This is a genomic window from Streptomyces sp. NPDC053541 (genome assembly GCF_044544705.1).
Classification (GTDB): Bacteria; Actinomycetota; Actinomycetes; order Streptomycetales; family Streptomycetaceae; genus Streptomyces.
The window spans coordinates 191,727-206,311 of record NZ_JBITXM010000005.1; the positions used below are offsets into that span (position 1 = coordinate 191,727).

At 75.5% G+C, this 14,585-nt stretch carries 13 protein-coding genes; 11 read left to right on the forward strand and 2 right to left on the reverse strand.

Annotated features, from left to right (window positions below; genetic code table 11):
* Positions 1 to 248: 248 nt before the first annotated feature.
* From ACIGW2_RS14650 to ACIGW2_RS14660, 3 genes are read left to right on the forward strand one after another with little or no spacing between them, the layout of a single operon-like run.
* On the forward strand, positions 249 to 977 hold the full coding sequence (locus tag ACIGW2_RS14650; protein WP_391654983.1) for a response regulator transcription factor: 729 nt from the start codon (positions 249 to 251) through the stop codon (positions 975 to 977).
* A complete protein-coding gene (locus tag ACIGW2_RS14655) occupies positions 977 to 1,597 on the forward strand; it encodes a DUF4255 domain-containing protein (RefSeq protein WP_356075916.1) in 621 nt (206 codons plus the stop codon). The genes ACIGW2_RS14650 and ACIGW2_RS14655 overlap by 1 nt, the downstream gene beginning before the upstream one ends.
* On the forward strand, positions 1,594 to 3,690 hold the full coding sequence (locus tag ACIGW2_RS14660) for an ATP-binding protein (RefSeq protein ID WP_399843792.1): 2,097 nt from the start codon (positions 1,594 to 1,596) through the stop codon (positions 3,688 to 3,690). Before ACIGW2_RS14655 ends, ACIGW2_RS14660 begins: the two co-directional genes overlap by 4 nt.
* Before the next feature lie 75 nt (positions 3,691 to 3,765).
* Here the strand turns inward: ACIGW2_RS14660 and ACIGW2_RS14665 are convergent, their stop codons facing one another.
* Entirely contained in the window at positions 3,766 to 5,364 is a 1,599-nt protein-coding gene (locus tag ACIGW2_RS14665) for a peptidoglycan-binding protein (RefSeq protein WP_399843794.1), read from the reverse strand.
* 306 nt (positions 5,365 to 5,670) lie between these two features.
* Between ACIGW2_RS14665 and ACIGW2_RS14670 the strand changes: the two genes are divergently transcribed.
* From ACIGW2_RS14670 to ACIGW2_RS14685, 4 genes are all read left to right on the forward strand, one after another.
* Complete coding sequence (locus ACIGW2_RS14670) at positions 5,671 to 7,317, forward strand: phage tail sheath family protein (protein ID WP_399843796.1); 1,647 nt, start codon at positions 5,671 to 5,673, stop codon at positions 7,315 to 7,317.
* Between the two features lie 121 nt (positions 7,318 to 7,438).
* Entirely contained in the window at positions 7,439 to 7,882 is a 444-nt protein-coding gene (locus tag ACIGW2_RS14675) for a phage tail protein (RefSeq protein WP_356075924.1), read from the forward strand.
* Between the two features lie 4 nt (positions 7,883 to 7,886).
* Positions 7,887 to 8,345 carry a hypothetical protein gene (locus tag ACIGW2_RS14680; RefSeq protein WP_391654979.1) on the forward strand — a complete coding sequence of 153 codons (459 nt, stop codon included), beginning with the start codon at positions 7,887 to 7,889 and terminating at the stop codon, positions 8,343 to 8,345.
* The gene (locus tag ACIGW2_RS14685; protein WP_361582637.1) at positions 8,342 to 8,497 is read left to right on the forward strand and encodes a hypothetical protein; all 156 of its coding nucleotides are present in this window, start codon (positions 8,342 to 8,344) and stop codon (positions 8,495 to 8,497) included. Before ACIGW2_RS14680 ends, ACIGW2_RS14685 begins: the two co-directional genes overlap by 4 nt.
* 2,285 nt (positions 8,498 to 10,782) lie before the next feature.
* Here the strand turns inward: ACIGW2_RS14685 and ACIGW2_RS14690 are convergent.
* Positions 10,783 to 11,229 (reverse strand): hypothetical protein, encoded by a 447-nt coding sequence (locus ACIGW2_RS14690; protein WP_399843799.1) that lies wholly within the window; start codon positions 11,227 to 11,229, stop codon positions 10,783 to 10,785.
* 91 nt (positions 11,230 to 11,320) lie between these two features.
* On the opposite strand from ACIGW2_RS14690, the gene ACIGW2_RS14695 reads away from it, so the two are divergent.
* From ACIGW2_RS14695 to ACIGW2_RS14710, 4 genes are all read left to right on the forward strand, one after another.
* A complete protein-coding gene (locus tag ACIGW2_RS14695) occupies positions 11,321 to 11,506 on the forward strand; it encodes a hypothetical protein (RefSeq protein ID WP_391654977.1) in 186 nt (61 codons plus the stop codon).
* An 83-nt stretch (positions 11,507 to 11,589) separates the two neighbouring features.
* Entirely contained in the window at positions 11,590 to 12,027 is a 438-nt protein-coding gene (locus ACIGW2_RS14700) for a phage tail protein (protein ID WP_361582646.1), read from the forward strand.
* Between the two features lie 2 nt (positions 12,028 to 12,029).
* Positions 12,030 to 12,770 (forward strand): LysM peptidoglycan-binding domain-containing protein, encoded by a 741-nt coding sequence (locus ACIGW2_RS14705; RefSeq protein WP_391654976.1) that lies wholly within the window; start codon positions 12,030 to 12,032, stop codon positions 12,768 to 12,770.
* Complete coding sequence (locus ACIGW2_RS14710; RefSeq protein WP_399843801.1) at positions 12,767 to 14,581, forward strand: VgrG-related protein; 1,815 nt, start codon at positions 12,767 to 12,769, stop codon at positions 14,579 to 14,581. Before ACIGW2_RS14705 ends, ACIGW2_RS14710 begins: the two co-directional genes overlap by 4 nt.
* The last annotated feature ends 4 nt before the right edge of the window (positions 14,582 to 14,585 follow it).

Below are 14,585 nucleotides of genomic sequence, written 5' to 3' on the forward strand. Positions count from 1 at the left end.
CTCCCCCCGGCCGGCGGGAGGGCGACGTTAGCGCGACGGCAGTGGAACGTGAGTGCGGACTGCGAGCGTGGGGCGACGACCGTGGCCGACGCGTGCCACGGACCGGAAGACCACGGACCACGGGGGGCTCGCGTCCCGCGCCACCGGCCACGGGGACACGTGACGGCCGCTCGACCGGCGCCTCCACCACGTGCCCCGAGCGGCCGGCGCGCGGGCCGCCGAGACGAGTGAGAGAGCAGGTAGGGGACATGCTCACCAAACGCGTGACGGTCACCGTCCACGCAACCGATCCGCTCAGCAGGGCCGGGCTGATCAGCCACTTGAGGCACCAGCCGAGCCTCGACGTGCTGGCCGGGCCGGGGGCGGGATGCGGTTCCGGTTATGGTTCCGGGCCCGGTTCCGGGCCCGGCTCGGGGTCCGAGGGGCTCGACGCCGGACGGGGGGCGGCGGAGGCGCCGGCGGTGGCCGTGATGCTGGCCGACCGCATCGACGAGCCCACCACCGCCGAGCTGCGCCGGCTGCTGCGCGCCGGCAGCGACCAGCGGGTCGTCCTGGTCGCCGGGGAGCTGCGCGAGCCGGACCTCCTGACGGTGGTCGAGTACGGGGTCCGGGCCATCATCTGGCGCCACCAGGCCACCGAGGAACGCCTGTTGAGCGCCGTGCACAGCGCCGCCCGCGGCGAGGGGGAACTGCCGCCGGACCTGGTCAGCCGGCTCCTCGACCAGGTCGGGCGGCTCCAGCGGGCCACCACCGGCGGGGCGGGCACGGGCGGCACCGTGCCGTTGTTCGGCATGGCACCGCGCGAGGTGGACGTGCTGCGGCTGCTCGCCGAGGGCTTGGAGACACGGCAGATCAGCGAGAAGCTCGCCTACTCGGAGCGCACTGTCAAAAACATCCTGCACGCACTGATGACCCGGCTCCAACTCACCAACAGGGCGCACGCCGTGGCGTACGCGCTCCGCGAGGGCTACATCTGATGATCCATGAAATCGACGCGGCGCTGCGCCGGTTGCTGGCGCCCGCCGTCACCGCCGACGTCGCCTTCGACGCGCCGACCCGCGACTGGGCGGCCCGGCGCAACGCGCCGACCCTGAACGCGTATCTCTACGACATCCGCGAGGACACGGCCCGGCGCGAACGCGGCGCCGTCCCCGAGCGCGACGCCCGGGGCGTGGTCACCCGCCGCCGCCAGCCGCCGCGCTGGTTCCGCCTGTCGTACCTGGTGACGGCCTGGACCTCCCGGCCTGAGGACGAACACCGGTTGCTCTCGGGCGCGTTGGCGCTGCTGCTGCCGCACGAGGTGCTGTCCGGCGACGCCGTCCCGGAGTCGGTCCGGGCGATCAGTCCGACATTGCCGCTCAGCGTCGCGGTGCCGCCGGCCGAGTCGCGCTCGCTCGCCGACATCTGGTCCGCGCTGGGCGGCGAGCTCAAGCCCTCGCTCGACGTCGTGATCACCACCCCCTTCCCGGTCACCCCGGTGTACGGGGCGGCGCCGCCGGTCACCGAGGGCGCCGAGCTCGTGGTGCGCGGCATCGACGGCGTGCCGGACGACTCGGCGCCGCGGATGCTGCGCCGGGGCTCCGGGGGCCGCGCGTGAGCGGGGAGGTGCTGGAGCTCGTCGCCGCGCTGCGGGCCCGGGCCGCCACTCTCGTCGAGGCGCGCGGCGCGGACGACCCGACGGCGGGAGATCCGCTGCGCGGGTTGTACGTGACCGGGGAGACCGCCCTGCGGATCGCGACCGCGGGCGGGCCGGAGGCCGCTCCGGCGGGGCCGTCGGATCCGTACGAGACGGGCGGGACGGTTCAGGAGAGTGGGACGGGCGGGACGGTTCAGGCGGGTGGGACGGATCGGCCGGCCGCGCTCGCGCGGGCCTTCGGGCTCTCCTCGCTCGACCTGAGCATCCTCCTCGCCGCGCTCGCGCCCGAGGTGGACCGGGGGTTCGAGGCGCTGTACGGCTATCTCAACGACGACGTGGGGCGGCGGCGCGCCACGGTGGGCCTGGCCCTCGACCTGGCGGGCACCGGCCCGGCCGACCCCGCCGCCCGCGACCGCTTCCACCCGTCCGCTCCGCTCCGCGCGGGCGGCCTGCTGCACGTCGAGGACGAGGACCGGCCGCTGCCCGGCCGGGCGCTGCGCGTGCCGGAACGGGTCGTCGCGCACCTGCTCGGCGACGACGGGCGCCTCGATCCGGTGCTGACGGGAGCGGGCGTGGAGCTGCTGGCGCCCGTCGACGGGCCGTACGGCGAGGAGGGCGGGGCCGACGAGGAGCTCGCCGCGCGGATCGCGGCGGCCGGTCCGATCACCGTGCACCTGCGCGAGCGGGTGCCCGGGGCCACGACGGACACGGTGGTCACCGCGCTGCGGGCGTCCGGACGACCGGTGCTGCGGCACCGCCCGGGGGCAGGGGACGCGGAGACGGGCCGGGTGCTGCTCCGCGAGGCCCGGCTGCGCGGCGCCGCGATCGTCGTCGAGCCGCTGCCTGCTGACCCGGGCCCGCTGGTGCGGGCCCTGGCGGCCGGGGCGACGACGGTGGTCCTGGCGGGCACCGAGGCGCCCGACCCGGCGTGGACGCCGGCGGCGCCGCTGGTGTGCCTGGAGGCCCCGGGTGCCGCCGGGGCGTCCGTGGAACGGTGGCGGCGCGAGCTGGCGGGCGCCGGGGCCGGGGCCGACGGGAGCGACGCCGACCCCTGCTCCGAGCCGGTCGGGGACGCCTTCGACCTGGCCGAGGCCGTGGCACCGTACCGGCTCGGCGGGGAGCAGATACGGCGGGCGGCGGGCGCGGCCCGGGCCCTGGCGGCCTTCGAGGGCGGCGCCCTGACCCGGGCGCACGTCCAGCGGGGCGCCCGGCTGGTGTCGGCGCCGGTGCTGGACAGCCGGGCCCGGCGGGTGCGGCCCGCGGTGGGCTTCGCCGACATCGTGCTGCCCGAGGAACCCCTGTCCCTGCTGCACGAGTTGACCGGCCGGGCCCGGCACCGCAACCGGGTGCTCGGCGAGTGGCGGCTGCGGACGGGTGGCGGCCGCGGCCGCGGGGTCGTCGCGCTGTTCGCCGGTGAGTCGGGCACCGGGAAGACCCTCGGCGCGGAGGTGGTGGCCGGCGAACTCGGCCTGGACCTCTATGTGGTGGACCTGTCGGCGGTGGTCGACAAGTACGTGGGCGAGACCGAGAAGAACCTGGAACGGATCTTCGCCGAGGTCGACCGCACGGACTGCGTGCTGCTCTTCGACGAGGCGGACGCCGTCTTCGGCAAACGCTCGGAGGTCCGCAGCTCGCACGACCGGTACGCCAACCTGGAGAGCGCCTATCTCCTCCAGCGCCTGGAGGCCTTCGACGGCATCGCGGTCCTCACCACCAACCTCCGCGCCAACATCGACGAGGCCTTCACCCGCCGCCTCGACCTGGTGGTCGACTTCCCCTTCCCGGACCCCGCCCAACGGCTCGCCCTCTGGCAGGCCTGCCTCACGGGTGTGCCGAGGGCGGAAGACCTCACCGCCGAGATCAAGGCCGTCGCCGAGGAGTTCGACCTGGCCGGCGGCGCGATCCGCTCGGCCGCGATCACGGCCGCCTACCTGGCGGCCTCCCGGGGCCCGACCGCGACGGTGACGGCCGACGACCTCCGATCCGGCGCCCGCCGCGAATACCTCAAGGCGGGCCGCCTGGTCACGGACGCGTCGGCACCCTGGTCTCCGTGACGTCACGCCCGGGAAGGGAACGCGTCGGGGGCTGTCCGAGTTACCGGACAGCCCCCGACGTCGTCTCCTGCCGCGTCACTTCACGCTGCCGCCGACCATCGCGTTCAGCGTCTGCCAGTCGGCGGTGCCGGTGGCCGGCAGGCCGACGGCCTGCTGGTAGGTGCGGATGTGGTCGGCGACGTTGGAGTTGTAGGTGCTCGTGGTGTCCTTGCCGGAGCGGAAGTGGTCGATGCCGAGGCGGGCGTAGGAGCGGACCCGGTCCATGTCGCCGGGCTGGGTGAAGTCGCGGTTGACGGCCCACCAGAAGGCGCCCATCAGGGCGGTGTTCTCCCAGGTGTTGCTGCCCGCCTTCACCTCGTCGGGGGTGATGCCCTGGGCCCAGAGGGAGGTGAGGGTGGCACGGCCGAGCATGCCCTCGGCGTCCGTGGCGAAGATCGCGGCCGAGTTGGTGCCGTCGCGTTGTCCGACGGCGACGACCTTGCGCTGATAGCAGACGAGGGAGGCACGGGTCGGGGCGTCGATCACGCCGGGGCTCCAACTGCCCTTCAGCGTGCAGTCGTTCTTGCTGCCGAGGGCGGCGAGACGCTGCTGGGCGAACTCGACGACGACGTCCTTGGGGTAGCCGGGGCCCCACGGCGGGACCTCGCGCGGGGCGCTCGGGGGCGGGGGGGCCTGCCCGCCGCCTCCGCTGCCACCGCCGGACCCGCCGCCGCTCCCCCCGCCGGCGGCTGAGCCGCCGCCGTCTCCCCCGCGGCCTCCGGGCTGGGCGCCGCCGTCGCCGGGCGGCTGGGCGCCGCCGCCGGACCCGCTCGCGTCGCCCGGCGGGACGCCGGCCGTGCTCGGCGGGGGCGGGGCATCGGGGAGCTTGTCGCCGTCGCCCTGCGGCAGCGGCGCCGGGGCGCCGGTGGCCCGGGTCTCCTTGGCGGCGCTGGTGATCTTCGGCGAGAAGCCCGTCCACAGCACGACGAAGGCGATGGCGGCGGCGACCAGGAGGCCGGCCGCGGCCATCAGCCAGGCGCCGAAGACCGGACGCTGGTCGAAGGTGGCGTCGAGGTCGAGGGACGTGTCGTCCCCGGAGCGGCGCACCGCGAGGGTGAAGCGGTGCGCCTCCTCGCCGCCGGTCCAGCGCACCGACTGCGGCCGCACCACGAGCTCGCCGAACGCGGCCCGCCCCGGGGCGATCTGCACGGCGTTGGGCCGCAGGTCGAAGGAGAGCCGGTTCGCCTCGTCGCGGACCAGCAGCGAGGCGGTCAGCGGGGTGTTGCCCAGGTTGTCGACGGCGACGCGGGCCCGCCCGCGGAACCGGCCGGTGAGCGCGGGCGGCAGCAGCTCGGCGCGCACCTCGGTGAAGGGCGTGACGGTCAGCCGGCCCTCCACGACGTCGCGGGCGGCGGCGTTCTCGCGGGGCTCGACCCGGATGCCGTACGGGAGCGGCCCGGCGGCCACGTCCGGTGAGCGCGGCGGGGCGAACGAGATCTCGGCGGTCCCCTCACTGCCCGGGTAGAGGCGGAGGACGTCCGGCTCCACCCGGGACCACCCCGAGGGTTTGCCGACGAGGGAGAGCCGGTATTCCTCGACGGTGTCCCCGGTGTTGCGCACACGCAGCCGAGCGGAGGTCCGGGTCCCTGGCTCGACGGTCACGTCGGCCGGGTCCAGAGAGGTCCACATGGTCATGGGCGCAGGCTAAGGGCCCGAAGGGCCCTGGCGGTTGCCCGAAGGTCCCCGGTCACGGGCACTCCCGGCTGCCCCCGCGGGCCCGCGCCCGGCGCACGGCGGGCAGCCGCGCCTGCCCCCTCGACGGCCCTCGCTCCCCTGGTCCCGGACCCGGCGGACGGGAAGAGTCGACGGCGTACGCGTCACGGATGCCGAACGGATGCCACCCGAGTGCCGCACGAGCGCCGGGCGGACCCCGACGACGGTCACGGGGCCGGCCGGCCACCGGCCCGCACCCGCACGTCCTTCCCCTAGGAGCGATCGCCCATGCCCACCTATCTGTCCCCCGGTGTCTACGTCGAGGAAGTCGCGAGCGGCTCCCGCCCCATCGAGGGCGTGGGCACCTCCGTCGCCGCGTTCGTCGGTCTCGCGCCGACCGGCCCGCTGAACGAGCCGGTGCTCGTCACCAACTGGTCGCAGTACGTGGCCTCGTTCGGCGAGTTCACGGAGGGTTGCTACCTGGCCCACTCCGTGTACGGCTTCTTCGACAACGGGGGCACGGCGGCGTATGTCGTCCGGGTCGGCGGCGGCGACGCACCGGGCGACGGGACGGCGGGCACGGCGGCCGGCGCCGGAGCGGCCGGGGCAGGGGCCGGTGCCGCAGGCGACGGGGCGACGTCCGAGCGGACGGCCGGTGAGGCGGTCGCGCTCGGCGGCTTCACGGTGGCGGCGATCACGGCCGGCACGGAGGCGGGCGGTGCGCTGACCGTCGAGGTGCAGGACGTCGAAGGCGGCGACGGCGAGCGCTTCAAGCTGCTCGTGAAGGACGGCGAGAAGGTCGTCGAGAGCTTCGAGGCCTCGGCGAAGAAGGGCACGCGGACCTACCTCGTCACGCAGGTCCGGCAGCGTTCCAAGACGATCGTGGTCGATGAGGCGGCAGCAGGCGGGCAACTCGCCCGCCCGGACGCCCAGTCCGTGACGCTCGCCCCGCCCGCCGCGCTGCCCGCCACCGCCGCCCGCACCGGCGCGGACGCGGTCGCCACGGCCCCGCAGAACACGGTCGCGCTGGACACGGCCCGGTTCATCGGCGACTCGGCCGACCGCACCGGCTTCGGCGGCCTGGAGGCCTTCGACGAGATCAGCATGGTCGCGGTGCCGGACCTGATGGGCGCGTACCAGCAGGGGCTGATCGACGCGGAGCAGGTCAAGGCCGTGCAGCTGGGCCTGATCTCGCACTGCGAGCTCATGGGCGACCGGATGGCGATCCTCGACCCGCCGCCCGGCCTGGGCGCGCGCGACGTGCGGAAGTGGCGCCAGGAGACGGCCGGTTACGACTCCCGCTACGCGGCGCTCTACTACCCCTGGATCAAGTCCTTCGACCCGGCCACCGGCCAGACCCGCACCGTGCCGCCGTCCGGCCACATGGCCGGCGTGTGGGCCCGCAACGACGCCGAGCGCGGCGTCCACAAGGCCCCGGCCAACGAGATCGTGCGCGGCGCGGTCGACCTGGAGCTGCAGATCACCCGGCGCGAGCAGGACCTCCTCAACCCGGTCGGCGTCAACTGCATCCGCGCCTTCCCGGGCCGCGGCATCCGGGTGTGGGGCGCCCGCACCCTGGCCTCCGACCCCGCCTGGCGCTACCTGAACGTCCGCCGCTACTTCAACTACCTCGAGGAGTCCATCCTCGTCGGCACCCAGTGGGTGGTCTTCGAGCCCAACGACCAGTCCCTGTGGGCGCGGATCCGCCGCAACATCTCGGCGTTCCTGGTCAACGAGTGGCGCCAGGGCGCGCTGTTCGGCCAGCGCGCGGAGGACGCGTTCTACGTCAAGTGCGACGCCGAGACGAACCCTCCGGAGTCGGTCGACCTCGGCCGCGTGGTCTGCGAGATCGGCATCGCGCCCGTGAAGCCGGCCGAGTTCGTGGTCTTCCGGCTGGCGCAGTTCCAGGGCGGGGGCGGCGAGCTGGAGGAGTAGGCCGCCGAGCCACCGAGCCACCGCGCCCGAATTCCCCGGTTTCCCCGATCTCCCGAACCCTCGCACCCCCTCACCCCACCCTTCCCGTTCATCCCCTCCCGTACGACAGGAGTGACCGAGCATGGCTCTGGACACCGGTGACGCGCTCACCACACACAATTTCGGCCTGCAGATCGACGGCGTCATGGTCGAGACCCTCCAGGAGATCAGCAGCCTCTCCATGGAGCAGGACGTCATCGAGTACCAGCAGGTCTCGGCGGACGGCAAGCCGATCATCAAGAAGCTCCCCGGCGTGAAGAAGGCCGGCGAGTGCACGGTGACCCGCGGCGCCACCCAGTCCCAGGCCTTCACCGAGTGGATCGCCGCCTCCATCGCGGGCAACATGGGCCAGGCCCGCAAGGACGCCTCGATCATCTTCATGGACTACGAGCTGCGCGAGGTGAAGCGCTACAACCTGCGCAACGCCTGGTGCACGAAGGTGGAGTTGAGCGGGACCAAGGCCGGTGACGCCGCCGCGCTCACCGAGCAGGTCACCATCACCTTCGAAGAACTGACCCTCGGCTGATCCGGTGCGACGCGAGGGAACGGGCGCGGGCGCGGGACTGGGACTGCCGGCGGGTGCCTTCGACGGCGCTGCCGAGCAGCCCCGACAGGAGCCGCTGCGCACCGAGTTCGAGTTCGAGCTGCCGCGCGGATACGTCGACGAGTCGGGCACCGTGCACCGCCGGGGCGCCATGCGCCTGGCCACGGCCCGGGACGAGCTCGTGCCGCTGCGGGACGTCCGGGTCCGCGAGAACCCGGCCTATCTGTCGGTCGTCCTGCTGGGCCGGGTGATCACCCGGCTCGGCTCGCTCCCGTCGGTGCACGACGGGACGGTGGAGAACATGTTCGCCTCCGACCTGGCGTTCCTCCAGGACTTCTACCGCCAGATCAACGCGGAGGGCCACACCCGGGCCGCGGTGGCCTGCCCGCACTGCGAGGAGTCGTTCGAGGTCGAGCTGGCCGGGAGCCGCCTGGGGGAATCGTGACGTACGCGGCCGATCTCATCGAGGAGGAGACCGCGTACCTCGCCTTCCACTTCCACTGGGACATGGACGCGATCCTCGACCTGGAGCACGCCGACCGGCGCGGGTACGTGGCGCGGGCGGCGGCGCTGGTGGAGCGGACGGCACAGGGCTGACGGACGTACGGACGTACGGGTTCACGGGTTCACGGGCTTACGGGCTTACGGGCTTACGGAGAAAGGAGGTTGACGGGAATGGGCGTGTTCGACAGATGGCGCGGCCGGCGGAAGCACCCGGCGCCGCGCACGCACGAGGAGACGGTCACGGCGCCCGCGCCCCAGGCCGCGCCGTCGGCCTCCGGCACGGCCTGGCAGGCCCTGCCGCCGGTCCAGCGGGTCCTCGCGTCCCCGACCCCGATCGCGGAGCACGGCTTCGCCGCCTCCCTCGCCACCCACTGGGACCCCTCCTTCCACTCCCACCTCGGCCACGGCGCCGTCCCCGACGCCCCCGCCGGTCTCCTCCTGGACGCGGTCCGCCCGGTCCCCCCGTCCTCGTCGACGGCTACGGAACCGCCGGGCGTACGGCTCCCGGCGGTACGTCCGGCGTCGGCGGAGGCCGGTGCCGGAGCGGCCGGGGTTTCCGGGGTACGGGGCGCGGGCGCGGCTCGCGCAGGCGAGCGGCCGCAAGCCGGGGGCGGGAACCCTGGCGCGGCCGCACCGGGCACCGTCCAGCGTGCGGTCACGGACCGGCCGGGCACGGTCTCCGCCACCTCCCGAGGCGCGGCACCGGAGACCCGCCGGGCGAGCACCGCGGTGCCGCGGACACGGTCCGACCGGCCTTCGGCCGAGACGCCCCGCCCCGATCGGCCCGCGGCCGTACGAGGCGCCTCCGAGGCGTCCCGACCGGCAACCTCCGAGCGGGTGCAGTCCGTTCACCCGGACGGCCGTTCGGCGGCTGCCCCTGGTAGCCCGGCCGCCGCGCCCCGGACCGACGTCCAGCGGATGTCCGGGAGCAGGCCTGCGACGCCGCCCACTGGGCCCCAGGCGGACGCCCGCCGGACGCCCCCGGCCCCGGCCGCCGCGTCCCCGGTGGACGTCCAGCGAATGCCGGGGAACCGGCCCGCGGCGGCACCCATGCCGCAGGCGGACACCCGCCCGGCGACCACGGACCCAGCCGCCGCGCGCGAACAGCCCGCGCGGCCGGTGGCCGAGGCGGGCCGTCCCGGGCCGGTCGCACTCCGAGCGACCCCGAACCCGACCACCACGCCCCGGACAGACATCCAGCCGATGCCCGGGGACGGGCCCGCGACACCGCCCACCACGCCACAGGCGGACGCGCCCCGGCCGGCCGCCACGGCCGCCCCGGAGAACGCCCAGCAGCCTGCGCAGGTCCAGCGGGCGTCCCGGGCCGACGCCGGGCGGACGACCACGGGAAGCCATCCCGTACCGGCTCCCCCGCACCGCACGGACGTCCAGCGTGCAGCCCGACCCGGCCGGCCGACGCCCGCCCGGGCGGCAACGGAACCTGGGCTCCCGATGCCGGCTGAGGGCACCACCACCCATCCGGCAGCCGCCGCACCCGAGGCGTCTGCCCCGACGGGCTCCGGCGTCACGCGGTCGACCGGCGCCACCGCTCCTCGGGCACCCCTCCAGCGCGCAACGTCACACCGCCTTCCCACCCCGGACCCGGCAGCCGCCGCGCCCGAACAGCCCGTGCGGCCGGTGGCCGAGCCGGGCCGTCCCGGGCCGGTCGCCCCGGCCACCGAGGGCGCCTCGGACCGGGCCCGGGCCCGGCGGGCACCGCAGAGCGACCACGCGACGCCCGCCGCACCCGCCCGGCAGCCTGCGCGGATCCAGCCGGTGTCCCGGGCCGTGCGGCCCGGCCCCGCCGCCTCCGAACCACCGACCCCGCGCACAGCCCCGCACCACATCACCGGCCAGCAGTGGCCCACGGCCGCACACGCCCCGGGCTCGGCGCCGCAGGCGCCGGTCCAGCGGACGGTCGAAGCCGCCAAGGCCGCGCGGAGCAGGTCCGCGCGGCCCGCGCCGGCCGCTGCCGGCTCCTCGGCCGAGCAGTCGTCCGCCCGCGAACCCGCAGGCGTCACGGGCCCGCTGTCCGGCCACCCGACGCCCGCGCCCGCCGTCCAGCGGGCAGCGTCGGGCAAGACTCCGCCGCTCCCGGGGGCAGGCTCCCCTGCCGACCGGACCACCGCGTCACGCCCCCACGCCATCACCCCCGGGCCCGCGGTCCAGCGCCTCGGCGAACCCGCCACGCCCGCCCCCGTCGTACGCCCGCTCACCACCCCGCGCTCGCCGCTCCTCTCCGCGCCGACGGCGCCCCCGGCTCGTCTGCTCGCCCCGGTCGGGGCGAAGCCACGGCTGAGCCGTGCGCCGGTCCCGGCGCCCGAGGACGCGGCGCCCCAGAGCTCCCCGGGCCCGGACTCCCCCGCCGGGCCCGGGGTTCACGAGAGTGGTGGCGTGCGGCGGGGGCCCGCCGTGCGGAGGTCGCGGCGGGCGCCGGGGGCGGACTGGAACACCACGAAGCCCGTGGCGCGCCGGTCGGCGATCGGGGCGCCGGTCACCCCTGCCCCGGGCCCGGCACCGGCACCGGCACCGGCTCCGGCACCCAGCCCCGCGCCGGCCCCCGCCCCCGCGCCCCCGGCGCCGGTGCAGAAGGCCCCGGCGCCGGAGCCGGCCGCGCCGCTGCCCCTCGTCACCCTCACGGACGTGCCGCGTGCCACCGCGCCCGTCGTCCAGCGGGCGGCCGTCGCACGGCCGCTGGCCACCTCACGGCCGCTGGTGCCGAGCGTGCCGGAGGCGGCGCCGTTGCCACGACCGGCCGCCGCCGCGCCACCGCGCACACCGCCCGTCGTCCCGACCGTCCAGCGCCGGGCCGAGCCCGCAGCCATGCCGCTCCCGCCCGCACCGCCGCCGTCGCCCCCACCACCCGCAGTCCCACGCGAGGCGGGGCCCGCACCCGCGCCACTCCCCCGTACCGCCGTGCCCGTCCAGCGGGCCGCCGCACCGACCCCACCCACCGCCCCCGTCGCCCCACCCGCCGCCGAATCCCCGGCGCAGCTGGACGAGTTGGCCCGCCGGCTCGTCACGCCGCTGTCGCGGCTGCTCCGGGCCGAGCTGCGGGCGGACCGTGAGCGGGTGGGCCGGCTGCGGGACCACCACCACTGACCCGCACCCGTACCCGCGCCGCACTCCCGTACCCCGCCCCGTACCCGTAACCCCACCCACCCGTCTGACGAGAGACCGCCACCATGCCGCAGCAGCAGGATCCCGCTTCCACCGTCTTCTTCCGGCTGACGATCGACGGCCAGGACCTCGGGCTGTTCAACGGCTGCGACGGGCTGTCCTCCGAGGTCGAGGTCGAGCAGCGGCAGGAGGGCGGGAACAACGGCTTCGTCTGGCAGTTGCCGACGCGGGTGACGTTCTCGACGATCCGGCTGACCCGGCCGCTGACGGCGGACACCGCGCGGGTCGCCGCGTGGATCTCGTCGCTCGCGACGGGGATCACGCGGCCGACCGCGCAGATCGCCGCGCTCCGCGCGGACTCCTCCGTGGTCGCGCAGTGGGGCCTGGTGGAGGTGCTGCCGGTGCGGTGGACGGGGCCGACGCTGGATCCGGTGAATCCGGCGGTGGCGACGGAGACGCTGGAGATCGCGCACCACGGGTTCACGGACGCGGGGGGTCTGTAGCGATGGCGGCCGTGACGGGCGGGAAGGCGGCGCGCGGGCTGTCCCGGGCCTCGTTGGCGATCCATCAGCCGCCGACGGACCTGGACGGCGGGCTCGGCGGGAAGCTGGGCGAAGTCCGGTTCCAGTTCAATCCGGACCAGTTGCGGCTGAGCCGCTCGGCGCACTGGCGCACCGAGCCGAACGTGGCGTACGACCGGGGCGCGCCGCCGAAGTTCACCGGGGCCGAGCCGGCGTCGATGGAGGTCGAGGTGTTCCTCGACGCGTCGGGGACGCCGTCCTCGACCGCGGTGCAGCAGCAGGTCGAACTGCTGTTGTCCTGTTGCGAGGTGACCCGTCAGTCCATCGACGCGAAGGCGCCGTCGCCGCCGTGGGTGGCGTTCTCGTGGGGGTCGTTCTCGACGGTGCGGCTGGTCGCGTACGTGACGTCGGTGTCGGCGACGTACACCCTGTTCAGCCCGAGCGGAGTACCGCTGCGGGCGACGTGTTCGCTGTCGCTGACGGAGATCGCGGCCGCGACGAAGCGTCAGAACCCCACCTCCGGCGCCCTGTCGGCGCGCCGGGTGCACCGTGCGGTGGCCGGCGATTCGCTGGCCTCGCTGGCCTGGCGGGAGTACGGGGACGCGACGCGCTGGCGGCTGATCGCCGAGGCGAACGGGATCGACGACCCGATGCGACTGCGCCCGGGCACGGAACTGCTGCTGCCGTCCACCACCGACACGCCGGAAACCGAGGGCACTTCATGAGCGAGAAGACTTTCACCACCGTCCTCCACGTCCAGCTCGACGGCACCCCGCTGCCGGAGCCGCTGGCGGCGCGGCTGACCGAGGGCTGGGTGGACTCCAGCGTGAACGTGCCGTCGGCGTTCCAGCTGACGTTCGCGGACAAGGACGGCAGGCTGACCGAGAAGTTCCCCTTCCTGAAGGTCGGTGCGATGGCGGTGCTTTCGCCGTTCGCCGACGGCCGGCGGGGCGAGCCGATGCTGACGGGCGAGGTGACGGCGGTGGAGGCGGACGCGGCGCCGGGGCACGGGCGCCAGTTGATCCTGCGCGGCTACGACCCGGGGCACCGGCTGCTGCGCAACCGGCGGGTCGAGGGCTATCCGAACATGACGGCCTCGGACATCGCGCGCAAGCTGGCCGCGCTGAACGGCATCCCGGTCGGCCGGATCGAGGCGACGCCGACGGTGTACGAGCTGGCGACCCAGCCCAACACCACCGACTGGGACTTCCTGTCGCGGCTGGCCCGGGAGAACGACGTGCGGCTGTCCCTGGACCCGGCCGGCCGGCTGGTGTTCGCCGCGCTGCCGCCGGCCTCGGGCGCGCCGTCGGACACGACGCCGGCCGCGCAGAGCCCGTACGTCCTGGACTTCGGGGCGAACACCCTGCACTCCAGGGTGTCGGTGACGGCGGCCGGGCAGGTGCGCCAGGTGGACGTGCGGGGCTGGGACCCGCGCACCAAGCAGGCGCTGTCCGCGCCGACGCCGTCGGTGGCCAGCCGGGAGATCGTCTCGGACATCACGCCGGCGCAGCTGGCGGCGCCGTTCGGTCCGGCCGAACTCACCGCCACCGGCACGCCGTTCACGACGCAGTCGGAGGTGGCGCGGGCGGCCGCGGCGCTCGCGGACGACGTGACGGGCTCGTTCGCGGAGCTGGAGGTGGCGGTCACGGGCAACCCGGCGCTGAAGCCGGGCCAACCGGTCGCGGTGAAGGGTGCCGGTTTCCCCTTCGAGGGGCGTTACACGGCGACCGGGGTACGTCATGTCTTCGCGTCGGGACGGCAGTTCGCGACCTGGCTGACGGTGTCGGGGCGGCAGTTCCGCTCCTTGTACGGGACGGCCGCGGGCGGCGGGGAGCCGGCGCCGGCGATGCCGGGGGTGGCGGTGGCGCTGGTGACCAACACCAAGGATCCGCTGAACCTGGGCCGGGTGCGGCTGCGGTTCCCGTGGCTGTCGGACACGTACGAGAGCGGCTGGTGCCGGGTGGCGCAGCTGGGCGGCCGGGGCGGCGGCGGGCTGATGCTGCCCGAGGTCGACGACGAGGTGCTGTGCGCCTTCGACCGGGGCTCGCTGGAGCATCCGTACGTCCTGGCGGGGCTCTACAACGGGGTGGACCGGCCCACGCCGGCCGGGGACGGGGCGGCGCCGGTGGATCCGACGAGCGGCCGGGTGCAGTGGCGGTCGCTGACCTCGCGTTCCGGGCACACGGTCGAGCTGCGCGAGGACGCCGGGCGCACCCGGGCCTCGCACGGGGTGCGGCTGCGCACCGGGCAGGGGAAGCTCAGCGTCGAGCTGAACGAGGCCCGGACGACGCTGACGATCGACAGCGACGGGACGGTCACCATCACCGGGGCCCGGGGCATCACGATCGCGTCGGGCGGTGACCTGACGCTGTCGGCGCGGGGCCGGATCAGCATGGACGCGAAGCTCGGCGTGGACATCAAGGCCGGGGCGAAGTTCAAGGCGGCGGCGCTGACCCAGGCCGTGATCAACGCGCCCGCCCTGATCACCACGACCGTGCCGGTGCCGAACCCGGTCGCGGCGAACCTGCCGTTCTGAGGAG

Coding starts and splice junctions, on each gene's coding strand:
- ACIGW2_RS14665 (WP_399843794.1), bottom strand. CDS start 5,364: ATGACCATGTGGACCTCTCTGGACCCGGCCGACGTGACCGTCGAGCCA.
- ACIGW2_RS14670 (WP_399843796.1), top strand. CDS start 5,671: ATGCCCACCTATCTGTCCCCCGGTGTCTACGTCGAGGAAGTCGCGAGC.
- ACIGW2_RS14690 (WP_399843799.1), bottom strand. CDS start 11,229: ATGGCTGCGGGCTCGGCCCGGCGCTGGACGGTCGGGACGACGGGCGGT.
- ACIGW2_RS14655 (WP_356075916.1), top strand. CDS start 977: ATGATCCATGAAATCGACGCGGCGCTGCGCCGGTTGCTGGCGCCCGCC.
- ACIGW2_RS14705 (WP_391654976.1), top strand. CDS start 12,030: ATGGCGGCCGTGACGGGCGGGAAGGCGGCGCGCGGGCTGTCCCGGGCC.
- ACIGW2_RS14700 (WP_361582646.1), top strand. CDS start 11,590: ATGCCGCAGCAGCAGGATCCCGCTTCCACCGTCTTCTTCCGGCTGACG.
- ACIGW2_RS14710 (WP_399843801.1), top strand. CDS start 12,767: ATGAGCGAGAAGACTTTCACCACCGTCCTCCACGTCCAGCTCGACGGC.
- ACIGW2_RS14675 (WP_356075924.1), top strand. CDS start 7,439: ATGGCTCTGGACACCGGTGACGCGCTCACCACACACAATTTCGGCCTG.
- ACIGW2_RS14650 (WP_391654983.1), top strand. CDS start 249: ATGCTCACCAAACGCGTGACGGTCACCGTCCACGCAACCGATCCGCTC.